The sequence below is a fragment of the Streptomyces sp. NPDC057302 genome (assembly GCF_042667685.1).
Taxonomy (GTDB): domain Bacteria; phylum Actinomycetota; class Actinomycetes; order Streptomycetales; family Streptomycetaceae; genus Streptomyces.
The window spans coordinates 38,243-59,366 of record NZ_JBHUZJ010000036.1; the positions used below are offsets into that span (position 1 = coordinate 38,243).

Here is a 21,124-nt window from a genome sequence, read left to right on the forward strand (position 1 = left end):
CGCAAGGGCCCTCAGTCGTCCAGGCCCTCCGCGGCCCGCGCCTGCCGCAGCTCCTTGATGGCGCGGCGCCGCGCGAGGCGGTGCGTGCGCCGGATCTGCGCCTCCTGGTAGCGGCGCCGGTCCCGCTCGGTCTCCGGGATCACCGGCGGCACGCTCCGCGGCTTGCCGTCCGCGTCGACGGCGGCGAAGACGAGGTAGGCGGAGCCCACCTGCTGCGCGGGCGTCGATTCGTTCCAGCGCTCGGCGAGGACCCGCACGCCGACCTCCATGGAGCTGCGCCCGGTCCAGTTCACCTGCGCCTTCACATGGACGAGGTCGCCGACCCGCACGGGCTCCAGGAAGGCCATCTCGTCCATGGACGCGGTGACCGCGGGCCCGCCCGAATGCCGGCCGGCGACGGCCCCCGCGGCGTCGTCCACCAGCTTCATGATCACGCCACCGTGAACGGTGCCGAGGAGGTTGGTGTCGCCGTTGCTCATGATGTGGCTGAGAGTCGTGCGGGATGCCGAGGTCGGCTTGCCCGGAATCTCCGATTCCGCGCCAGGGGCCAGGTCTGTCATGAGCTCTACCCTAAGTCTGACGAATGTCCTGGCCGCGCCCTGCCGCTTTGCATCAGCTCTGCAACAGCCCTGAACCGAAATCCCGCCTGCCCTGTGAGGCACGTAGGCGGAGACGGCACACTGGGCCACATGAGCGATTGGCCTGACGACCAGGGCAACGGCCGAGGATACGGCCGTGGCAGCGGGAGCGCGCAGCCTGAGGGCGCCCGCAGGATGCGGCATGTCCAGCGCGGCGGCCCGTCCGGCCGACCGGGCCAGCAGCCGGGAGGAGGCGTGCCGCAGCAGCCCTCGTACGACGACGGGCAGGGCCAGCGGTACGGCGACGCGCGCGACGACATGTTCGAGCCCCGCGAGCCCCACGGCTCCCGCCAGGACGGCTACGACAGCGGTTACAACACCGGCCAGGTCTACGGCGCCCCGAACGGCCAGGGCCAGGGCGGCGGCCAGGGCGGCGACGACGGCTACGGCACACGTGCCGCGCGCCCCGCCCCGAACTGGCGCCGCCGCATCAAGATCGGCTCGATCACCCTCGTCGTGGCGCTGCTCGCGGTCTCCGTCGGCACGTACTTCTGGGCCGACTCCAAGCTCAAGCGCGAGGTCGACCTCTCCAAGGTCATCGAGCGCCCCGAGGGCGGCGCGGGGACGAACTACCTGATCGTCGGCTCCGACAGCCGCGAGGGCATGTCCGACCAGGACAAGAAGGACCTCCACACGGGCTCCGCCGCGGGCAAGCGCACGGACTCGATGATGATCCTGCACGTCGCGGACGACGGCGGGAACACGATGATCTCGCTGCCCCGCGACTCGAACGTGACGATCCCCTCCTTCAAGGGCGCCGAGTCCGGCAAGCTCTACCCGAACCAGGGCCGCCAGACGAAGCTCAACGCGGCGTACGCGGAGGACGGCCCCGAGCTGCTCGTCCGCACCGTCGAGTACAACACCGGCCTGAAGATCGACCACTACGCCGAGATCGGCTTCGGCGGCTTCGCCAAGATCGTGGACGCGGTCGGCGGCGTCGAGATGGACATCCCCAAGGGCTTCAAGGACGAGAAGTCCGGCGCCGACTTCGAGGCGGGCAAGCAGACCCTCGACGGCAAGCAGGCCCTGGCCTTCGTCCGTACCCGCTACGCCCTGCCGGGCAGCGACCTGGACCGCACGAAGAACCAGCAGAAGTTCCTCGCGGCCCTGGCCAGCCAGGCGGCGACGCCGAGCACGGTCATCAACCCCTTCAAGCTCTACCCCACGATGGGCGCGGGCCTGGACACCCTGATCGTCGACAAGGACATGGGCCTGTTCGACGTGGCGTCCATGTTCTGGGCGATGAAGGGCGTCACCGGCGGCGACGGCAAGTCCATGAACATGCCGCTCGCGGGCTCGACCGGCGGCAACCTCCTGTGGGACAAGGCCAAGGTCAAGCAGATGGTGAACGAGCTGAACAACGACGAGAAGGTGACCGTCTCCAGCAACTGAGGCGTTCAGCCGTACGTCGACGAGGGCCCCGCCGGTGGATCGGCGGGGCCCTCTCGCGCGGCCGGGTCACGGCCTCGTACCCCGAACGGATCGCCCGCCGTGAAGCCGCGGCCTTCGCGTGTCACGGTTGTCCGGACTGCCACCCTGAAGTCCGGAGCACTGCCATGGCAGATTTGCAGGTCGAACTCAACGCCACCGCCGAAGCCGGAGAGCTGGACAGGCCCGCCGCACGGCCCCCCGAGCCCCCACCCATATCCGAGCCCGCACCGGCGCACCCGCCGGGCCCCGAAGCCGCGCCCGCGCCCGACCCGCTCAGGCACGCCCGCGCGCTGCTCGCCGCGCATCCCGTCGCCGACGGCTACAGCGGACTGCCCTGGACGCTGCGCGGACTGCCCTGGTACGACCTGGAGATCGGCGACAGCGCCGTGGACGCCGACGTGCCGCGGCTGCGCGCGGGAGGCGTGGGCGGGCAGTTCTGGTCCGTGCACGTCCCGGAGAACGTCACCGGTGACCGCGTGCTCGGCGCGACCCTCGAACAGCTCGACCTCGTCAAGCACGTCGTCGGCGGCCACTCCGACGGCCTGCGGCTGGCCCGCACGGCGTCCGAAGTCGCCGACGCCCGCCACTGCGGCCGTATCGCCGTCCTGATCGGCCCCGCGCGCGCCGAGGCGATCGGCGACTCGCTCGCCACCCTGCGCGCGCTGCACGCCCTCGGGCTCTGCTCGCTCACGCTCTCCGGTACGTCATGGGCGGGCCCCCAGGGGCTGACCCCGTTCGGCGAGGAAGTGGTGCGCGAGCTGAACCGGCTCGGGGTGCTCGCCGAGCTGTCCGGCGCCGCCGAGGCCACGGCCCACCGGGTGCTCGCCGTCTCCAGGGCGCCGGTCCTGTTCACCCGCTCCGGGGCCCGCGCGCTGCGGGACGCCCCGGGGAACCTCCCGGACGACCTGCTCGACGCGCTCGGCGCCGCCAAGGGCCTGTGCCTGGTGCCCCTGGCGGCCGAGCAGACGGGCGCCTCGATACGTGAGGTGGCGGACCACCTCGATCACGTACGCCGCCTCGCGGGCCCGGAGTGCGTGGGCCTCTCGGGGACGTACGACACCTCGGCCGCGCACCCCGAAGGTCTTGCCGACGCCTCGCGCTATCCGCACCTCATCGCCGAGCTCCTCGAACGCGACTGGCCGGAGGAGGACCTGGCGCGCCTGACGTGGGGCAATGTCCAACGGGTGCTGCGCGGCGCCGACTTCGCGGCGCGGGCGGCGCGGGAGCGGCGGCGGCAGCAGGCGGCCGGCTGAGGGCTCAGCCCTCGTCGATCCGGCAGAGGCAGAAGGGGTGCCCTGCCGGATCGGCGTACACGCGGAAGTCACGGCTTCCGTTGTCGTCGTCGACGTCGAGCGGTTTGGCACCCAGCGCGAGGGCGCGTTCGTGGGCGCGCTCGATGTCCTGGACGGCAGGGCCCACGTCGAGGTCGAGGTGGATCTGCTGCGAACCGGCGTCCGCCCGCGGCCAGTTCGGCGGCTGGTGGTCCGGTGCTCCCTGGAAGCAGAGGCGCAGGCCGCCGGGGGTGCGGAGGGTGACCCAGTCCTCGTCCTCGTCCTCGTCCTCGTCCTCGCCCCGCTCGATGGTGCCGCCCAGCAAGTGGGCGTAGAACTGGGCCAGTTGACCGGTGTCGGGGCAGTCGAGGACGACATTGCGCATCCGTGCGACGGGTTCCGTCTCCTTGGGGGCCATGTCTGTTCCCTTCTCGCGATCAGCAGGCGCAGAGACAGAACGGGTGCCCTGCCGGGTCGGCGTACACGCGGAAGTCGCGGTCGCGGCCCGCCTCCAGCACCGTGGCGCCGAGCGCGAGCACCTCCTTCTCGGCGGCGTCCATCTCCGCCTGCGGCAGGTGCAGGTCCAGATGGAACTGCTGTGAGTGCTCCGCCGCGGGCCACTGCGGCGGCACGTGGCCGGGGGCGGCCTGGAACGCGAGCGGTGTGCCTCCGTGGCCTTCGAGGGTCGCCCAGCCGCCGCCCTCGTCCTTGGCGGTGCCGCCGATGACGGCCGCGTAGAAGGTGGCGAGCGCGAGGGGGTCGGGGCAGTCGAGTACGACGTAACCGAGTTTGGCGAGGGGCATGACTACTTCTCCTCGTTCGCGAAGGGGTTACCGAAAGAACAGCTCTGTCGGTAACGGTTACTGCATACTCCCGCACTGGAGGTAACGTCGCAAGCATGAATGACAGAGCACCTGCTCCAGGGGGCCTGGCGCTGGTCCAGGCGCTGGTCAACACCCTGGACCTGGAGTCGGGCGCGGACGCGCTCGACACGTCGGAGGGGCGCACCCCGTTCGGCATCGCGCCGGGCGCGGAGGCGGCGGACGCACGCGTGCTGCGGGAGTCGCTGCGGGTGGCGTGTCTCGCCCACGCGGGCCACGGGCCGCACGCGGCGGCGCCGCCGCTGGGTCAACTCCTCGCGGGGGCCCCGCTGTTGGTGAGCGTCGACGCGGCGGACGGCTCGGCGTCCCTCGCTCCCGCCGACCCCGCGCCGCTGGTGTCACGAGTGGCGGCGGCCATCGCGGAGGCGGCCACCTCCGGTGCGTGGGGCCGCCTCAAGGCGTGCGAGGCCCCGGACTGCCACTGGGCGTACTACGACCGCAGCCCGGCCGGGCGGAGCCGGTGGTGCGACATGGGCGTGTGCGGGGCCCGCGCGAAGATGCGGGCCTATCGCGCCCGCAAGGGAGCGGCCGGGGCCTAGGCCGAGGGCCTGCCCATCGCGCGGTACGTCCAGCCCGCCGCGCGCCAGACCTGCGGGTCGAGCGCGTTGCGGCCGTCCAGGATGAGCCGGTCGGACGCCACCTCGCCGAGGGCCGCCGGGTCGAGCTCGCGGAACTCGCGCCACTCGGTGAGGTGCAGGACCACGTCCGCTCCCCTGACCGCGTCCACGGCGCTGTCCGCGTACGCGAGCGTCGGGAAGAGCCTGCCCGCGTTCGCCATCCCCTTGGGGTCGTACACGGTGACCTGGCCGCCCTGGAGGTGGATCTGCCCGGCGACGTTGAGCGCGGGCGAGTCCCTGACATCGTCCGAGTCCGGCTTGAACGTGGCGCCGAGCACCGCGACCCGCTTGCCCAGGAAGGACCCGCCCCCGAGCGCCTCGCGCGCCATCTCCACCATCTGCCCGCGCCGGCGCATGTTGATGGAGTCGATCTCCCGCAGGAAGGTCAGCGCCTGGTCGGCGCCGAGCTCCCCGGCGCGCGCCATGAACGCCCGGATGTCCTTGGGCAGACAGCCGCCGCCGAAGCCGATGCCGGCCCGCAGGAACTTCTTTCCGATCCGGTCGTCGTAGCCGAGCGCCTCCGCCAGCTTCACCACGTCGCCGCCCGCGGCCTCGCACACCTCGGCCATCGCGTTGATGAACGAGATCTTCGTGGCGAGGAAGGAGTTGGCGGCGGTCTTGACCAGCTCGGCGGTCGGGAAGTCCGTCACGACGAAGGGCGAACCCTCGCCCACCGGACCCGCGTACACCTCGCGAAGCAGCTTCTCGGCGTGCGCGCTGCGTACGCCGACGACGATGCGGTCCGGGTGCAGCGTGTCCTGCACGGCGAGGCCCTCGCGCAGGAACTCCGGGTTCCAGGCGAGCTCGGCCTCGGCGCCCACCGGCGCGTTCGCGGCCAGCTCGCGCGCGAGGCGGTCCGCCGAGCCGACCGGCACGGTCGACTTGCCGACGACGAGCGCGGGCTTGGTCAGGTGCGGGGCGAGCTGCGCGAAGGCGCTGTCGACGTAGCTCATGTCGCAGGCGTACTCGCCGTGCTTCTGCGGGGTGTTCACGCAGACGAAGTGCACGTCGCCGAAGGCCGCGGCCTCCGCGAAGTCCATGGTGAAGCGCAGCCGCCCGCTCGATCCCCCGATCCCGGCGACGTGCTTGCGCAGCAGCTCTTCGAGGCCCGGCTCGTACATCGGGACCTCGCCCCGCTGCAGCATCTCGATCTTCTCGGGCACGACGTCGAGGCCGAGCACCTCGAAACCGAGCTCGGCCATGGCCGCGGCGTGGGTCGCACCGAGGTAGCCGGTGCCGATCACGGTGATCTTGAGGGCCATGCGGTGCTCCAGGGGTCTACGGCCGTCAGTGCGGTGCCCGAGCATAGTCGGGCCCTCCAGCGGGCACGTTTCCGCCATCGCCGCTCGCCTCGTGCCCGCTGTCGGCAAGCTCACGTATCCCTCACGTGTGCCGCCCTCTAAAATTTGGGTTACTTAACGGTAATTAGCATCCTTGGAGCGTGAGAGACCTTGGCCGGATCGGCTGATTTCGACCTGTACCGCCCGTCCGAGGAGCACGACATGCTCCGCGACGCGATCCGTTCGCTCTCCGAGGCGAAGATCGCGCCGTTCGCCGCCGCGGTGGACGAGGAGGCCCGCTTCCCGCAGGAGGCGCTCGACGCCCTCGTCTCCTCCGACCTGCACGCGGTGCACGTACCGGAGAGCTATGGCGGCACGGGCGCCGACGCGCTCGCCACGGTCATCGTGATCGAGGAGGTGGCGCGCGTCTGCGCCTCGTCCTCGCTGATCCCGGCCGTGAACAAGCTGGGCTCGCTCCCCGTGATCCTCTCCGGGTCCGAGGAGCTGAAGAAGAAGTACATGACGCCGCTCGCCAGGGGCGAGGGCATGTTCTCGTACGCACTCTCCGAGCCGGACGCCGGTTCGGACGCGGCGGGCATGAAGACGAAGGCCGTCCGTGACGGGGACTCCTGGGTCCTCAACGGCGTGAAGCGCTGGATCACGAACGCGGGCGTCTCCGACTACTACACGGTGATGGCCGTGACCGACCCCACCAAGCGCTCGAAGGGCATCTCCGCCTTCGTCGTGGAGAAGTCGGACGAGGGCGTCTCCTTCGGCGCCCCCGAGCGCAAGCTCGGCATCAAGGGCTCGCCGACGCGCGAGGTCTACTTCGACAACGTCCGCATCCCCGCCGACCGCATGATCGGCGAGGAGGGCACGGGCTTCGCCACGGCGATGAAGACCCTGGACCACACCCGCATCACGATCGCGGCCCAGGCGCTCGGCATCGCACAGGGCGCCCTGGACTACGCCAAGGGGTACGTCCAGGAGCGCAAGCAGTTCGGGAAGCCGATCGGCGACTTCCAGGGCGTGCAGTTCATGCTCGCGGACATGGCGATGAAGATCGAGGCCGCGCGTCAGCTGACGTACGCGGCGGCGGCCAAGTCCGAGCGCGGCGACAAGGACCTCACCTTCCAGGGCGCGGCGGCCAAGTGCTTCGCCTCGGACGTCGCGATGGAGGTCACCACGGACGCCGTCCAGCTGCTCGGCGGCTACGGCTACACCCGTGACTACCCCGTCGAGCGCATGATGCGTGACGCGAAGATCACGCAGATCTACGAGGGCACGAACCAGGTCCAGCGGATCGTGATGGCCCGCAACCTGCCGTAACCCGCAGCGGTATCCGTCGCCCTCTCCCTGCCACAGGGGGAGGGCGCTCGTGTTCTCCGGGGCTCGTGATTTCCGGACGCTCGTGTTTTCCGGGGGCTCACCCCTCGGGCGGAGCGAGCACCGGAGGGCTGCCCCACGGGAGTTCGAGCGCCGCCCGTAGCGCGAGCACCGTCTCCTCGCCGATCCGGGCGGCGAGTTCCCGCTCGACGCGGCCCAGGACCAGTTCCGCCCTGCGGTGCGTGCGCGCGCCCTCCTCGGTCCTGCGGATCAGCCGCCGCCGCGCGGAGGAGGGGTCGGGGACCTGTTCGAGCAGACCCGCGGCGACCAGGCCGTGCACCGCCTGGTGGGCGGTCTGCCGGGTGACGCCCATCCGGCGTGCCAGCTCGGAGACGGTGGTGCCCTCGGCGTCCAGGACGGCGAAGAGGCCCGCCTGCGTCGGGGAGACCGGAGCCTCCCCCGCCTCCTCCAAGGTCGCGAGGAGCGCGTCCTCGAACCAGCGACGGGCGTCGCCGAGCAGTTGCGGGAGGTTGCGGCCGGTGGCGTGCATGGCGCGAGCCTATGCGTGCGCCGACGGCTTGCCCGACCCCTCACCTCTATGTCAGGCTGCCTGACATTAATCTCGTCGCTCCGCACCCCCGGGAGAGCCATGACCATCGAGTACGCCACCCGCCACCGGCGCTCCTCACGCATCCCCGCCGAGCCGGGCAAGCCCTACGTCATCGAGAAGGGCGAGGGCGACCGCGCCCATCTGTTCGGTGACCTGATCACCATCTACGCGGGCGGCGAGCAGACCGAGAACGGCTTCAACTTCTTCACCGTCGAGGGCCCCAAGGGCGACATCATCCCGGCGCATCTGCACCCGGACACCTACGAGGTCTTCTACGTCACCCAGGGCGCGGTCCGCCTCTTCGTCGAGGACCTGGAGGGCGAGCAGCAGGAGAAGCTCCTCACGCCCGGCGACTTCGGCTTCGTGCCCAAGAACTGCCCGCACGCCTACCGCATCGAGCGCCACCACAGCCAGGTCGTCGGCGTCGCCGCGGGCCCCGGCGGCACCTTCGAGCGGTTCTTCGAGACCATGGGGGCGCCCGCCGAAGGACTCGGTCTGCCGCGCGAGCCCGTCGTGCCGACGCCCGGCAAGTTCGCCACCGTCCCCGAGCAGTACGACGTGCGCTTCATGCCCGAGCACCAGTGGCGCACCCGGTGAGCTCCACGGGCCCGGTCCCGCGCGCGCTGATCGCCGCGCCGCACCCCGACGTCGCGCCCCTGCCGCCCGCCGCGTGCCCCGCATCGGGCCTGCGGCTCCTTCGAGGTGTCCCCTACGGCGAGGTCGACGGCGGGCGTCCGCTGGAACTCGACCTGTGGCTGCCGGAGGCCGGGCGCGGGCCGCTCCCCCTGGTCCTCTTCGTGCACGGCGGTGCCTGGCGGCGGGGGCGCCGGGACGACATGGGGCTGCGGACCCGGGACTGGGCCCCGGGCCCGCTGGAGCGCATCGGGGCGGCGGGCTTCGCGGTGGCCTGCGCCGACTACCGGCTCAGCGGCGAGGCCCGCTTCCCCGCACCGCTCGACGATCTGCGCACCGCGCTGCGCTGGCTCCGGCTGCGCGCGCCGGAGCTCGGCATCGACACCGCCAGGACCGTGGTCTGGGGCGAGTCCGCGGGCGGGCACCTGGCCTCGCTGCTCGCGCTGGACCCCGCGGTCGAGGCCACCGGCGCCGTGATCTGGTACGCCCCGAGCGACCTGACCGTCCCCCGCGGCCCGTTCGACCCCGCGAGCGCCACCACCCCGGAGGCCCTGCTGCTCGGCGCCGCCCCCGCCACCGTGCCCGAGCTGGCCCGCGCGGCGAGCCCCGTCACGCGGGTCCACCGCGCCGCCCCGCCGTTCCTCCTGATCCACGGCGAGCAGGACACGATGGTCCCGGGCACGCACAGCGAGGCGCTCGCCGCGGGGCTGCGGGATGCGGGCGCCGGCGTAGAGCTGCGTACGGTGCCGGGCGCCGACCACGGCTGGTACGGCCTGCCCGACGCCCAGGTGGAGGACCTGTTCGTCCACTCGCTGCGGTTCGCGCAGGAGCGGACGGCCTGAGAACGCGAGGAGCGGGGGCGGCCGACCGGCCACCCCCGCTCCCTCGTCCGGCCCGACCGGCCCGACCGGCTCGCCCGAGCTCGTCAGCCGTCCAGCTGCTGGAGCGTCGCGTTCGAAGGACCGCGCCGGAACTGCACGTCGCGTGCCACGTCCTCCGCCGCCCCCAGGACGCGGACCGCGTTGCGCCACGTCAGCTTGGCCAGGTCCTCCTTCGCCCAGCCGCGGGTCAGGAGCTCCGCGATCAGGTTCGGGTAGCCCGCCACGTCGTCCAGGCCGTCCGGCGTGAACGCCGTGCCGTCGTAGTCGCCGCCGATGCCGATGTGGTCGATGCCGGCGACCTCGCGCATGTGGTCGAGGTGGTCGGCGACCGTCGCCGCCGTGGCGACGGGCCGCGGGGTCGACTCCTCGAAGGCCGCGTGGACCTTCATCGCCTCCGGCTTCGTGTCCAGGTGGTGGAAGCCGTGCGCCCGCATGTTCTCGTCGGCCGCCGCCGTCCAGTCGACCGCCGCCTGGAGCACGAACTTCGGCACGAAGGTGACCATCGCGACGCCGCCGTTCGCGGGCAGCCGCTCCAGGACGTCGTCCGGGATGTTGCGCGGGTGGTCGCACACCGCGCGCGCCGAGGAGTGCGAGAAGATCACCGGCGCCACGGAGGTGTCCAGGGCCGCCCGCATCGTCGTCGCCGCCACGTGCGAGAGGTCCACGAGCATGCCGCTGCGGTTCATCTCGCGTACGACCTCGTGGCCGAAGGCGGAGAGGCCGCCGACCCCGGGATCGTCCGTCGCCGAGTCCGCCCACGCGATGTTGTCGTTGTGCGTCAGCGTCATGTAGCGGACGCCCAGCGCGTGCAACGCCCGCAGGGTGGCGAGGGAGTTGTTGATGGAGTGCCCGCCCTCGGCGCCCATCAGGGACGCGATGCGGCCCTGCGCCCGCGCCTCCTCCATGTCCGCGGCCGTCAGCGCGCGGCTCAGGTCCGCCGGGTAGCGCTTGAGCAACTGGTCGACGCAGTCGATCTGTTCGAGCGTCGCGCTCACCGCCGCGTCGCCCGTCAGGTCCGTGCGGACGTACACCGACCAGAACTGGGCACCGACCCCGCCCGCCCGCAGGCGCGCGATGTCCGTGTGGAGGTGGCCGCTCTGGTCGGCCGCGATGTCGAGGCGGTCGATGTCGTAACCCGCCTTCTCGCGCAGCGCCCAGGGCAGGTCGTTGTGGCCGTCGACCACCGGGAAATCGGCGAGGAGGGCGCGGGCTTCGTCCAGAGAGGTCATGCGCTCACTTTCCCGAGCCGAAGCCGAAACCGGAACCCGCGCCTTCGACCTTGGCCCGGAGCCGCTTCCCCTTCTCCGTGGCCTGCTCGTTCAGCTCCTGCTGGAACTCCCGCATGCGGGTGAGGAGTTCGGGGTCGTGCGCGGCAAGGATGCGGGCCGCGAGCAGACCGGCGTTGCGCGCGCCGCCCACCGAGACCGTCGCCACCGGCACGCCCGCGGGCATCTGCACGATGGACAGGAGCGAGTCCATGCCGTCCAGGTACTTCAGCGGTACGGGCACGCCGATCACCGGCAGCGGGGTCACCGACGCCAGCATGCCCGGCAGGTGCGCGGCGCCGCCGGCCCCGGCGATGATCGCCTTGAGGCCGCGGTCCGCCGCTTCCTCGCCGTACGCGACCATCTCGCGCGGCATGCGGTGCGCCGACACGACGTCGACCTCGTAGGGGATCTCGAACTCGTCGAGGGCCTTGGCGGCGGCTTCCATGACGGGCCAGTCCGAGTCGGAGCCCATGACGATGCCGACCACCGGGGAGGTGCCAACTACAGGTGCGGTCATTCGGTGATCGTTCCTCTGAGATAGCCGGCCGCGTGACGCGCGCGCTCGAGCACGTCGTCCAGGTCGTCGCCGTAGGTGTTGACGTGGCCGACCTTGCGTCCCGGCTTCACGTCCTTGCCGTACATGTGGATCTTCAACTGCGGGTCGCGCGCCATGCAGTGCAGGTACGCCTGGTACATGTCCGGGAAGTCGCCGCCCAGGACATTGGCCATGACCGTCCACTTCGCCCGCGGGCGCGGGTCGCCCAGGGGCAGGTCGAGCACCGCGCGGACATGGTTCGCGAACTGGGACGTGATCGCCCCGTCCTGCGTCCAGTGGCCCGAGTTGTGCGGGCGCATCGCCAGTTCGTTCACCAGGATGCGGCCGTCGTGCGTCTCGAAGAGCTCGACCGCCAGGTGGCCGACGACGCCGAGCTCCTTGGCGATGCGCAGCGCCAGCTCCTGCGCCCGGCCCGCGAGGTCCTCCGAGAGGCCGGGGGCGGGCGCGATCACCGTGTCGCAGACGCCGTCGACCTGCTGCGACTCGACGACGGGGTAGGCCACGGCCTGGCCGTGCGGCGAGCGCACGACGTTCGCCGCGAGCTCGCGTACGAAGTCGACCTTCTCCTCGGCCAGGACCGGGACACCGGCCCGGAAGGGATCTTCGGCGTCCTCGACGGAACGGACGAACCACACCCCCTTTCCGTCATAGCCGCCACGCACCGTCTTGAGGATCACGGGGAAGCCGTCGTCGCCGGGCTCCGAGGAGCCCTCGGCCGCGAAGGCCGCCACGTCGGCCGGATCGCGCACGATCCGGTGGCGTGGACACGGCACGCCGATCTCCGTGAGCTTCTCGCGCATCACGCCCTTGTCCTGGGCGTGCACCAGCGCGTCGGGCCCCGGGCGCACGGGGATGCCGTCCGCCTCCAGGGCCCGTAGATGCTCGGTGGGTACGTGTTCGTGATCAAAAGTGATCACGTCGCAGCCCCTCGCGAACTCGCGCAGCGTGTCGAGGTCGGAGAAGTCGCCGATGACGACATCGCCTACGACCTGCGCCGCGGAATCCTGAGGGGTGTCACTGAGGAGCTTGAACTTGAGGCCGAGGGGGATGCCCGCCTCGTGGGTCATGCGGGCGAGCTGACCGCCGCCGACCATGCCGACTACCGGGAACGTCACACCCCCAGGGTATCGGCCTGTATCAGCCACGCGGGAACGGCCGGTTTCCGTGCACCGCACGGGCTCTCCCGTCACAGAGCCGCCACAGTGTGGAGGCGTCCCCGCGCGACGAACGTGGCTCGCTGGTTAGCATGGCTGGGTTGACGCGACCGAATCACCAATGACGTCGACGAGGACGAGACCTGAACGAATCGACGACGGGGGTTGGGGCGACCACCATGACGGAACGTGGCGCACTACGGGTGCGACTGGATCAGCTCGCGCGCGAAGTGGCCAAGTTCGGGGCCGTGGGGGCGCTGGGCACGCTGGTCAATTTCGGCGTGTCCAACCTGCTGTGGCACACGACGGACCTCCAGGCCGTGCGCGCGAACGTGATCGCCACGGTCGTGGCGATCGCCTTCAATTACGTCGGTTTCCGCTACTTCACGTACAAGGACCGCGACAAGAGCTCCCGCACCAAGGAGCTCACGCTGTTCCTGATGTTCAGCGCGGTCGGCCTGGTGATCGAGAACGGCGTCCTGTACGCGGCGATCTACGGCTTCGACTGGGACAGCCCGCTCCAGCGCAACATCTTCAAGTTCGTGGGCATCGGCATCGCCACCTGCTTCCGCTTCTGGTCCTACCGCACCTGGGTCTTCAAGACGCTGCCGGCGCGGGAGGCCGTCGCCCGTGCGGAATCGTTCCTGGAGGACGGGACCACCGCCGTGGACGCCGACGAGAAGCGGCCCGCCGCGCGGGGCACCCGCTAGGCCCCGAAGGCCTCAGCGGACCGTTTCCTCGGCCTCCTCGCTGCGCTTCTGCGGCGGCGTACGCGACAGGAAGAGGCCGAACACCGGCGGCTTGGTCTGGAGCATCTCCAGGCGGCCTCCGTCGGCCTCGGCCAGATCCCGGGCGACCGCGAGGCCGATACCCGTCGAGTTGCGGCCGCTGATCGTCCGCTCGAAGATCCGCGCGCCGAGGTCGGCGGGGACGCCGGGGCCGTCGTCCGTGACCTCGATGACCGTCTGGTTTCCCGTGACGCGGGTCCGCAGGGCCACCGTGCCGCCGCCGTGCATGAGCGAGTTCTCGATGAGCGCCGCGAGGACCTGGGCGACCGCGCCGGGCGTGCCCACGGCCCGCAGATGCCGCTTGCCCGAGCTGACGACGGCGCGGCCCGCGCTGCGGTAGGCGGGGCGCCACTCCTCCAGCTGCTGCTTGATGACCTCGTCGAGGTCGAAGGAGACCGCGGAGCCCGTGCGCGGGTCGCGTGAGTTCGTGAGCAGCCGCTGCACGACGTCGGTGAGGCGCTCGACCTGCGCGAGCGCGATCGTGGCCTCCTCCTTCACCGTGTCCAGGTCATCGGTGACGGTGATCTCCTCCAGGCGCATGGAGAGGGCCGTCAGCGGCGTACGCAGCTGGTGCGAGGCATCGGCGGCGAGGCGGCGCTCGGCGGTCAGCATCCGGGCGATGCGCTCGGCGCTGCCGTCCAGGACGTCCGCGACGCGGTCCAGCTCCGGCACGCCGTACCGCTTGTGGCGGGGCCTCGGGTCGCCCGAGCCGAGGCGCTCGGCGGTCTCCGCGAGGTCGGTGAGCGGCGAGGCGAGGCGGTTGGCCTGGCGGACGGCGAGGAGTACGGCGGCGATGATCGCGAGCAGGGCCACGGCGCCGATGATCAGCAGGGTGCGGCCGACCTCCTGGGTGACCGCGGTGCGCGGCTCCTCGACGGTCACCTTCTCGCCCTCCTCGCCCTTGGCCGTGTCGTGGATGACGTCGCCGGTGGGGCGGGTGCCGATCTCGATGGAGGGGCGGCCGGGGATCTCGATGAGGGCGTAGCGGTCGGTGTCGACCGCGGCCACGTCACGCAGGATCTCGGCGTTGATCTGCTCGTCGCTGATGAGCCTGCTGTCGACGATGCTGGCCAGGCGGAGCGCCTCGCTCGTCACTCGCTCCTGGGCGCTGGTGCTGATCGTTCTCGTCTCGACGATCACCAGACTCACACCGAACACCGCGATGACCACGAGGACGACGGCGAGGGTGCTGTTGATCAGTCGGCGGCGCATGCCACCAGTGTGGCGGATCGGACACTGGCGAGGGCCCCGTCAGGGGCGCGGGGAACTGCGCGAGCAACCACGGCGTGCCCGCACTCGCCAAGTGACCGTCGCAGGCAGACGCGTCTGCGGAGCGGGCGCCGTCGGGCCGCCGCGGGCCGTCGACGGCTGAGCGCGCAGTTCCCCGCGCCCCTACGGGGCACCTGCCCGGCGCCCAGGGGCCAGGTCAGCTCTTCTCGAAGCGGAAGCCGACGCCCCGCACCGTGGCGATGTACCGCGGGTTCGCCGCGTCGTCGCCCAGCTTCTTGCGCAGCCAGGAGATGTGCATGTCCAGGGTCTTGGTGGACGACCACCACGTCGTGTCCCAGACCTCCCGCATCAGCTGGTCGCGGGTGACGACCCGCCCCGCGTCGCGGACCAGGACCCGGAGCAGGTCGAACTCCTTGGCCGTGAGCTGGAGCTCCTCCTCACCCATCCAGGCGCGGTGCGACTCGACGTCGATCCGCACGCCGTGCGTGGCCGGCGCCTGCTGCGGCTCGGCGGCCCCGCGCCGGAGCAGGGCCCGGACCCGGGCGAGCAGTTCGGCCAGGCGGAAGGGCTTGGTCACGTAGTCGTCCGCGCCCGCGTCCAGGCCGACGACGGTGTCCACCTCGTCGGCGCGTGCGGTCAGGATGAGGATCGGCGCCGTGTGCCCCTCGGCACGCAGCCGCCGGGCCACCTCGAGGCCGTCCATGCCGGGCAGCCCCAGGTCGAGTACGACGAGGTCGACGCTGCCCTGCAGCCCGGCGTCGAGGGCGGTCGGGCCGTCCTCACGCACTTCGACCTCGTAACCCTCCCTGCGCAGGGCACGGGCCAGCGGCTCCGAGATGGACGCGTCGTCCTCGGCGAGCAGTACACGGGTCATGGGGTGATGGTAGTCCGCGCTGGACGAGCCTCGTGGGGTGATCGCCCGCTGATGGTCGACCCCTGCGGCTATGGGGTGCGATCCTGAGGATCACCTTTGAATGTGGGTCGATGGTTCCACCGCAACCTGTGATCCATCTCTCAAGTCCTTCCATATGCCGCACTGTCGTGGCGTATGGTGACCCAACGCCTGATGCACTATGCAAGGACCTATGGCCCACTGTGCGGTCTTAGGTCTCTTTTATGTGCGGGCCGGCTCTGCCAGCCTTGAAAGGAATGACCTGTGGTCGGGCCCTGCGCGTGAGGATGCGCCAGGGCGTGGATCTCGGAGTCGCCGTCCAGCGCCCTCCTCGACATGGAGCGCGAACTCCCCCCGGGCGTGGGGGTGTGCGGGCGGTACGACGCCGGTGCCGACCGCCCCCCACCGGGCGCGCACACGCTCTTGCCGCGCGTCCCGAACCACGAGGATCGACCCATGGCGTCCAGCCTGACGAAGGACTCCGCCGGTACCCCTGGCTCTGAGAAGACCTTCTTCGGCCACCCCCGCGGACTGGCCACACTCTTCATGACCGAGATGTGGGAGCGCTACAGCTTCTACGGCATGAAAGCACTGCTCCCGCTGTATCTGATCGCCCCCGGCGGGATGAACATGTCGGCCACGACGGCGACAGCGATCTACTCCGTCTACATGTCGATGGTCTACCTGCTCGCCATGCCCGGCGGCTGGATCGCGGACCGCTTCTGGGGCCCGCGCAAGACGGTCGCCATCGGCGCCATCGTCGTCATCCTCGGCCACATCACGCTCGCCCTGCCCAGCTCGGTGACGTTCTTCGCCGGCCTCGGTCTCGTGGCGCTCGGTTCCGGCCTGCTGAAGGCGAACATCTCCGCGATGGTCGGCCACCTCTACAACGGCCCGGAGGACCCGCGCCGTGACGGTGGCTTCACGCTGTTCTACATCGGCATCAACGTGGGCGCCTTCCTCGCCCCGCTGACCATCGGCACCGTGGGCGAGAACGTCAACTGGCACTTCGGCTTCGCGCTCGCCGCGATCGGCATGGCGCTCGGCCTCGGCCAGTTCATGCTCGGCTCGCGCCACCTCAGCGCGGAGAGCAGCGTCGTCTCGCAGCCCGCGACGCCGCAGCAGCGCGCTTCCGCCCTGCGCAACGGCCTGATCTGGCTGATCGTCGCGGTCGCGCTCTACACGTTCCTCGGTGTGACCGGCAACTTCGCCGACTGGGCCCTGATGCCCCTCACCATCGCCGGTCTGGTCATCCCGGTCACCGTCCTGGTCCGCATGAAGCGCGACAAGGAGCTGACCAACCTGGAGCAGTCCAAGCTCTCCGGCTACGTCTGGTTCTTCATCGTCGCCGCCGTCTTCTGGATGATCTACGACCAGAACGGCTCGACGCTCTCGATCTTCGGCGAGCACTCGACGACGAACAGCCTGCTCGGGTTCGACTTCCCGACCTCCTGGTACCAGTCGCTGAACCCGATCTTCATCATGGCGCTCGCCCCCGTGGTCGCCTCGGCGTGGCTGTGGCTGAACAAGCGGGGCAAGGAGCCGAGCACGGCGGTCAAGTTCGCCTCCAGCCTCACGCTGATCGGCATCTCCTTCCTCGTCTTCCTCATCCCGCTGATCGACACCGCCAGCAACGGCGGCAAGGTCAGCCCGATGTGGCTGGTGGCGATCTACTTCATCCAGACCGTCGGCGAGCTCTGCCTCTCCCCGGTCGGCCTCTCGGTCACCACCAAGATGGCCCCGGCGAAGTACACCGCCCAGATGATGGGTGTCTGGTTCCTCGCGGTCACCGCGGGCGACTCCGTCACCGGCCTGCTGACCTCGCCGCAGCTCGGCATCGACCTGAACAACTCGGGTGCGGTCGCCGTCGAGGCGGTCATCGCGGTCATCGCGGGCTTCGGCATCTGGCTGAACCGCAAGAAGGTCAAGGAACTGATGGGTTCCGTCAACTGACGTGAGCCTGCCCCCAGCGGGCGATTGGACGAAGGAAAGGGCCGCCGCACCTCACGGGTGCGGCGGCCCTTTTCGTTCGTCCACTCGCACGAACAGAGGAGCGTTCGCTAACCCGTGGTGGTGACGCGGAACGTTTCTGTGCCGGTGGCGGGGCCGGGCGGTGGAGCATCTGGCCATGCGTCGTACGTTGCTGACCCTCGCCGTGTGCGGGGCGCTCCTGTCGTCCAGTACGGCCGCCGATGCGGCCCCCGAGCCGCCGTCCGGCCAACGTTTCTCGTACGGGGGCCATGCCCGCCAGAAGATCACGGTGTACGGGCCGAGGAGCGGCCAGCGCCCGTCCCTGGTGATCCTGCACGGCGGCTCCTGGGTGCGGGACACCGACTGGAGCGGGTGGGCCCGGTGGTTCGCCGCCCGCGGGTTCACCGTGTACGACACCGACTACCGGCTCGCGTCGGACGCCGCCTGGCCCGCGCAGCGCGACGACGTGCTCGCGGCCCTGCGGTGGGTGAAGCGGCGCGGCGGCCCCACGCCCGTGGTGCTCGGGTCCTCGGCGGGCGGCCACCTCGCGGTCAGCGCCGGGGCCTACGGAGCCGGGCGCAAGCGGGTACGCGGTGTGGTGGCCCTCTCCCCCGTGGCCTCGCCCTACCGGGCCTGGCAGGACGGCGGGACGCGCGCCGCGTCACCGGCCCAGCGCAAGCTGCGGGGGACGGCGCGGCTGCTCGCGGGGTGCGCGCCGGACCGGGGCGAGCGGAAGTGCTGGCGGCGCTGGGAGGACCTCACCGCCACGTCGCACGCCTCTGGCGCGGACGACCCGCCCATGTACCTCACCCACTCGGCAGCGGACTTCGTGCCGGTGGCCCACTCCACCGACCTCGCCCACGCCCAGACGGTGGCGGGCCTGAAGGACGTCACCGTCCGCATCGAGCCCGGCAGGGCGCACGGGGGCGAGCTCATGAGGGACCCGGCCGTCGCTCAAACCGTCCTGCGCTGGCTGCGGCAGCACGCCTGAAGCGGCGTCCAGGGGAGGCCCCTTCAGGGACGCGGGGAACTGCGCGGGCAACCACAGCGAATCCGCACCCGCTGTCGGACCGCCGTAGGCAGACGCGTCTGCGAATCTGGTCCATTGGCCGCCACAGGCCGACCTCGGCCGGTCGCGCAGTTCCCCGCGCCCCTTCAGGGCAGTCGTCAGCGCAGTCCGTTCCTTCGCCTCGGGAGGAACGTGAAGACCGCGCCGCCCAGCAGGATCACCGTTCCGGCGACAAGGCCAAGGGCCCGCAACGCCCCGTCGCTCTCGGCGCCGGTCTCCGCGAGGTCACCCCCACCGCCCGCAGCGGAGCCACCGCCGGTCGCGGAGCCCCCAGCGGAACCGTCGCCGGAACCACCGGCGGCGCCACCAGGCTGCGCCGCCGTGTCGATCTCCAGGGACACCTCGGCCTTGGTCGGCGTGCAGGTCGTCGTCGTACCGAGTGCCTTGACCGTGAGGACGCCCGGCGAGAGCGTCGACTTGCCGTCGGCGCCCGGCTTGTAGGTGCCGGTCAGGTCAGGGATGGTCATCGGGTCGCCGGACTTGATGGGCGCCTTGTTGGTGGGCCCTTCGACGTGCACCGTGCCCTTGTCCGCACCGCCCAGCTTGACCTCCATCGACGGCTTCACCGAGTCCGCGGGGATGTCGGCGGGGCTGTCCATGACGGACTTCTTGAACTCGACGGTGAGGCCGTAATTCCCGCCGCCCTTCTTGGCGTTGACCTGCACGGGGGACGTGGCGTCCTTGTCGCCGATGGGCGTCTTGCACTTGTAGGGCGTCTGGACCTCCTTGCCGGGGAAGTCGCTCTTGCCGCCGTCGCCGCCACCGGTGGAACCACCGCCGGTGGAACCACCCCCGGTGTCACCGCCCGTGGAGCTGCCCGAGGTGCTGCCACCCGAGGCGCCCGACGTGCTGCCGCCCGACGAACTGCCGCCCGAACTGCCGCCCCCCTCCGTCACCTTGATGGTCGCGCCCGCCTTGACCTCTTCCTTCGGCGTGCACTTGGTGTCGGTCGAGATCGGCTTGCTGACGTTGATGTTGTACGCGCCCGGGGTGAGCGAGACGTCGCCCGCCTTGGTCAGCTTCAGCTTGCCCTTCATCTCGGACAGGATCATCGGGCTGTTCTTCTTGATCGGCGGATTGACCCGCTCCCCCGCCATCGCCAGGTCACCGGTCTGGCCGCCGCCCAGCTTGATGGTGCCGCTCGGCTTCACCGTGTCCTTGTCCAGGTCGAGCACGTCCGGGTTCTTGGACGCGGCCTCCGTCGTCTTCCATACGACATCGACCTCGTCGCCCACCTTCGCGGTGGCCGGCGCGGTGATCTCCACCTTCGTGGTGCCCTGCACGGGCGGAAGACCCGAGATCGACGGCGGTATGCACTCCGTCTTGTACGCCACCTCGGCCGCCTGCGCGGGGCCCGCGCCCAGCAGGATGCCCGCCCCGCCCAGCAGGAGCGAGACCGAGGCCGCGCCCGCTCTCCGTCGTGTGCTGATCACGTGTTCCCTTTCGTCGTCGGGCTGTTCTCTGACGGTGCGGAGAGCTGTCCGGCGGATGGGGTGCCCGCGCCGGGGTCGGTGTCAGGGGTGAACCACGGGAGGGTGCCCGTGTTCGTCGCGGAGTCCTTGCCGGACTGGCCGGACTGGCCGGACGCGCCCGACGTGCCGGGCCCGCCCGACCCGCGAGGCGGTTTCGTACGTGGCGTGCGCGCCGCGTCGTCCGCCGCGACCGCCCCCTGGGGCAGCCGCAACTTCGGTAGCCGGTCGGTGAGTTCGGAGATCCTGCCGGTGCGGTGGCGGCCCGCCGGGCGGCTGCCGCGGCGGCGGCGATGGGGACGGAGCTTGTCCACCACCGCCATGCCGATGCGGAAGACGGCGGCGGGCACGACGACGCAGAGCAGGATCCAGAAGACGGTGACGCCCCACGGGCGGCCGACGCCCCAGGGCTGCTCGGCGAGCACCTTGCCGCCGAACTTCAGGGAGACGAGGTAGTCGCCGTGCGCTCCGGCCGAGAGCTCGACCGGCAGCTTGATCTGGGCCTTCTTGCCGGGAGCGATGGTGCCGCGCCACTGCTGTTCCTCCCACTGCGGCGCGAACACGCCGTGGGAGGTGCCGACTTGGAAGACCGGGTTCTTGACCGGGGCCGAGCCGACGTTGCCCACGGTGAAGACGAACTTGCGGGACGGCGGGGCGCCGAACCAGGTCAGGACGCCGCTCGAACCCTCCAGGCGGGTGTCGGTGAGGACGGAGAGCTTTCCGCCGCCCTGCTGCTTGGGCAGCGGCTCCACGGGGTGGCCCGCGACCTCGAAGGCGGCGTCCGCCTGCGCCTTCTCGCCCGTGACCGTCGCCACGTGGACCACGCAGGGGCAGGGCTTGGGGGGCTCGGCCACGGGGAGCTTCTTGCTGAAGGCACCCTTGCCGTCCGTGGTGACGGCGCGGCCGGTGTCGTTGGCGCAGGAGTTCGTGCCGCCGGGTACGCCCTTGCCCGGGGTGGACTGCCCGCAGACGAGCATCATCAGGAGGGCGTTCGGCCGCCAGCCCTTGCCCGTGACGGTGATGTCGCCGCCCTTGCCCGCCTGGGACTTGGAGAGGGTGACGGTGGGTTTCTCGGCGGCGGTGGCCCAGGCCGCCGGGAGGACCATGAAGGCGATCGCGGCCAGGGCGGCGGCCACGGCCGTGTACGTCGCGCCGCCTC

At 71.2% G+C, this 21,124-nt stretch carries 21 protein-coding genes; 9 read left to right on the forward strand and 12 right to left on the reverse strand.

All coding sequences use genetic code 11. The annotated features are described in order from the left end of the window. Positions 1-11 precede the first annotated feature (11 nt). Positions 12-560: an acyl-CoA thioesterase gene (locus tag ACFUPX_RS24230; RefSeq protein ID WP_383326236.1), complete on the reverse strand. Its 549-nt coding sequence runs from the start codon at positions 558-560 to the stop codon at positions 12-14. Between the two features lie 129 nt (positions 561-689). On the opposite strand from ACFUPX_RS24230, the gene ACFUPX_RS24235 reads away from it, so the two are divergent. Both ACFUPX_RS24235 and ACFUPX_RS24240 read left to right on the forward strand, forming a co-directional pair. After that, a complete protein-coding gene (locus tag ACFUPX_RS24235; RefSeq protein WP_383326238.1) occupies positions 690-2,030 on the forward strand; it encodes an LCP family protein in 1,341 nt (446 codons plus the stop codon). 164 nt (positions 2,031-2,194) lie between these two features. After that, positions 2,195-3,322 carry a dipeptidase gene (locus tag ACFUPX_RS24240; RefSeq protein ID WP_383326241.1) on the forward strand — a complete coding sequence of 376 codons (1,128 nt, stop codon included), beginning with the start codon at positions 2,195-2,197 and terminating at the stop codon, positions 3,320-3,322. 4 nt (positions 3,323-3,326) lie between these two features. Here ACFUPX_RS24240 and ACFUPX_RS24245 read toward each other — a convergent pair whose 3' ends face one another. Beyond that, positions 3,327-3,758, reverse strand: coding sequence for a VOC family protein (locus ACFUPX_RS24245; RefSeq protein WP_383326244.1), 432 nt, complete (start codon positions 3,756-3,758; stop codon positions 3,327-3,329). Positions 3,759-3,777: 19 nt separating this feature from the next. Continuing rightward, positions 3,778-4,143 (reverse strand): VOC family protein, encoded by a 366-nt coding sequence (locus tag ACFUPX_RS24250; protein WP_383326247.1) that lies wholly within the window; start codon positions 4,141-4,143, stop codon positions 3,778-3,780. 95 nt (positions 4,144-4,238) lie between these two features. Between ACFUPX_RS24250 and ACFUPX_RS24255 the strand changes: the two genes are divergently transcribed. Beyond that, a complete protein-coding gene (locus ACFUPX_RS24255) occupies positions 4,239-4,760 on the forward strand; it encodes a CGNR zinc finger domain-containing protein (protein ID WP_383326250.1) in 522 nt (173 codons plus the stop codon). Here the strand turns inward: ACFUPX_RS24255 and ACFUPX_RS24260 are convergent. Continuing rightward, positions 4,757-6,100, reverse strand: coding sequence for a UDP-glucose dehydrogenase family protein (locus ACFUPX_RS24260; RefSeq protein ID WP_383326253.1), 1,344 nt, complete (start codon positions 6,098-6,100; stop codon positions 4,757-4,759). The genes ACFUPX_RS24255 and ACFUPX_RS24260 overlap by 4 nt on opposite strands. A 189-nt stretch (positions 6,101-6,289) precedes the next feature. On the opposite strand from ACFUPX_RS24260, the gene ACFUPX_RS24265 reads away from it, so the two are divergent. Then, positions 6,290-7,447, forward strand: a complete 1,158-nt coding sequence (locus tag ACFUPX_RS24265) for an acyl-CoA dehydrogenase (RefSeq protein ID WP_383326256.1) — start codon at positions 6,290-6,292, stop codon at positions 7,445-7,447. Between the two features lie 97 nt (positions 7,448-7,544). Here the strand turns inward: ACFUPX_RS24265 and ACFUPX_RS24270 are convergent, their stop codons facing one another. After that, positions 7,545-7,994 carry a MarR family winged helix-turn-helix transcriptional regulator gene (locus ACFUPX_RS24270; protein WP_383326259.1) on the reverse strand — a complete coding sequence of 150 codons (450 nt, stop codon included), beginning with the start codon at positions 7,992-7,994 and terminating at the stop codon, positions 7,545-7,547. A gap of 99 nt (positions 7,995-8,093) precedes the next feature. On the opposite strand from ACFUPX_RS24270, the gene ACFUPX_RS24275 reads away from it, so the two are divergent. Together ACFUPX_RS24275 and ACFUPX_RS24280 are read left to right on the forward strand one after the other, a co-directional pair. Continuing rightward, on the forward strand, positions 8,094-8,651 hold the full coding sequence (locus tag ACFUPX_RS24275; RefSeq protein WP_383326262.1) for a quercetin 2,3-dioxygenase: 558 nt from the start codon (positions 8,094-8,096) through the stop codon (positions 8,649-8,651). Next, positions 8,648-9,529, forward strand: coding sequence for an alpha/beta hydrolase fold domain-containing protein (locus ACFUPX_RS24280; protein ID WP_383326265.1), 882 nt, complete (start codon positions 8,648-8,650; stop codon positions 9,527-9,529). The genes ACFUPX_RS24275 and ACFUPX_RS24280 overlap by 4 nt, the downstream gene beginning before the upstream one ends. 83 nt (positions 9,530-9,612) lie before the next feature. Here the strand turns inward: ACFUPX_RS24280 and ACFUPX_RS24285 are convergent, their stop codons facing one another. From ACFUPX_RS24285 to ACFUPX_RS24295, 3 genes are read right to left on the reverse strand one after another with little or no spacing between them, the layout of a single operon-like run. Continuing rightward, entirely contained in the window at positions 9,613-10,797 is a 1,185-nt protein-coding gene (locus ACFUPX_RS24285; protein WP_383326268.1) for a dipeptidase, read from the reverse strand. A gap of 4 nt (positions 10,798-10,801) precedes the next feature. Next, positions 10,802-11,353 carry a 5-(carboxyamino)imidazole ribonucleotide mutase gene (purE, locus tag ACFUPX_RS24290; RefSeq protein ID WP_383326271.1) on the reverse strand — a complete coding sequence of 184 codons (552 nt, stop codon included), beginning with the start codon at positions 11,351-11,353 and terminating at the stop codon, positions 10,802-10,804. After that, on the reverse strand, positions 11,350-12,507 hold the full coding sequence (locus ACFUPX_RS24295) for a 5-(carboxyamino)imidazole ribonucleotide synthase (protein ID WP_383326274.1): 1,158 nt from the start codon (positions 12,505-12,507) through the stop codon (positions 11,350-11,352). Before ACFUPX_RS24295 ends, purE begins: the two co-directional genes overlap by 4 nt. A gap of 218 nt (positions 12,508-12,725) precedes the next feature. On the opposite strand from ACFUPX_RS24295, the gene ACFUPX_RS24300 reads away from it, so the two are divergent. Continuing rightward, positions 12,726-13,256: a GtrA family protein gene (locus ACFUPX_RS24300; RefSeq protein ID WP_383326277.1), complete on the forward strand. Its 531-nt coding sequence runs from the start codon at positions 12,726-12,728 to the stop codon at positions 13,254-13,256. A gap of 12 nt (positions 13,257-13,268) precedes the next feature. On the opposite strand, the gene ACFUPX_RS24305 is transcribed toward ACFUPX_RS24300, so the two are convergent. Both ACFUPX_RS24305 and ACFUPX_RS24310 read right to left on the reverse strand, forming a co-directional pair. Next, positions 13,269-14,546 carry an ATP-binding protein gene (locus tag ACFUPX_RS24305; RefSeq protein ID WP_383326280.1) on the reverse strand — a complete coding sequence of 426 codons (1,278 nt, stop codon included), beginning with the start codon at positions 14,544-14,546 and terminating at the stop codon, positions 13,269-13,271. 214 nt (positions 14,547-14,760) lie between these two features. Further along, the gene (locus ACFUPX_RS24310) at positions 14,761-15,438 is read right to left on the reverse strand and encodes a response regulator transcription factor (RefSeq protein WP_190083462.1); all 678 of its coding nucleotides are present in this window, start codon (positions 15,436-15,438) and stop codon (positions 14,761-14,763) included. Positions 15,439-15,912: 474 nt separating this feature from the next. Here ACFUPX_RS24310 and ACFUPX_RS24315 point away from each other — a divergent pair, with 474 nt between their 5' ends. Together ACFUPX_RS24315 and ACFUPX_RS24320 are read left to right on the forward strand one after the other, a co-directional pair. Next, positions 15,913-17,409: a peptide MFS transporter gene (locus ACFUPX_RS24315; RefSeq protein ID WP_383326284.1), complete on the forward strand. Its 1,497-nt coding sequence runs from the start codon at positions 15,913-15,915 to the stop codon at positions 17,407-17,409. A 175-nt stretch (positions 17,410-17,584) separates the two neighbouring features. Then, entirely contained in the window at positions 17,585-18,418 is an 834-nt protein-coding gene (locus ACFUPX_RS24320; protein WP_383326287.1) for an alpha/beta hydrolase, read from the forward strand. Between the two features lie 176 nt (positions 18,419-18,594). On the opposite strand, the gene ACFUPX_RS24325 is transcribed toward ACFUPX_RS24320, so the two are convergent. Both ACFUPX_RS24325 and ACFUPX_RS24330 read right to left on the reverse strand, forming a co-directional pair. Next, the gene (locus ACFUPX_RS24325; RefSeq protein WP_383326371.1) at positions 18,595-19,926 is read right to left on the reverse strand and encodes a hypothetical protein; all 1,332 of its coding nucleotides are present in this window, start codon (positions 19,924-19,926) and stop codon (positions 18,595-18,597) included. After that, positions 19,926-21,071 carry a hypothetical protein gene (locus ACFUPX_RS24330; RefSeq protein WP_383326374.1) on the reverse strand — a complete coding sequence of 382 codons (1,146 nt, stop codon included), beginning with the start codon at positions 21,069-21,071 and terminating at the stop codon, positions 19,926-19,928. The genes ACFUPX_RS24325 and ACFUPX_RS24330 overlap by 1 nt, the downstream gene beginning before the upstream one ends. Between the last annotated feature and the right edge of the window lie 53 nt (positions 21,072-21,124).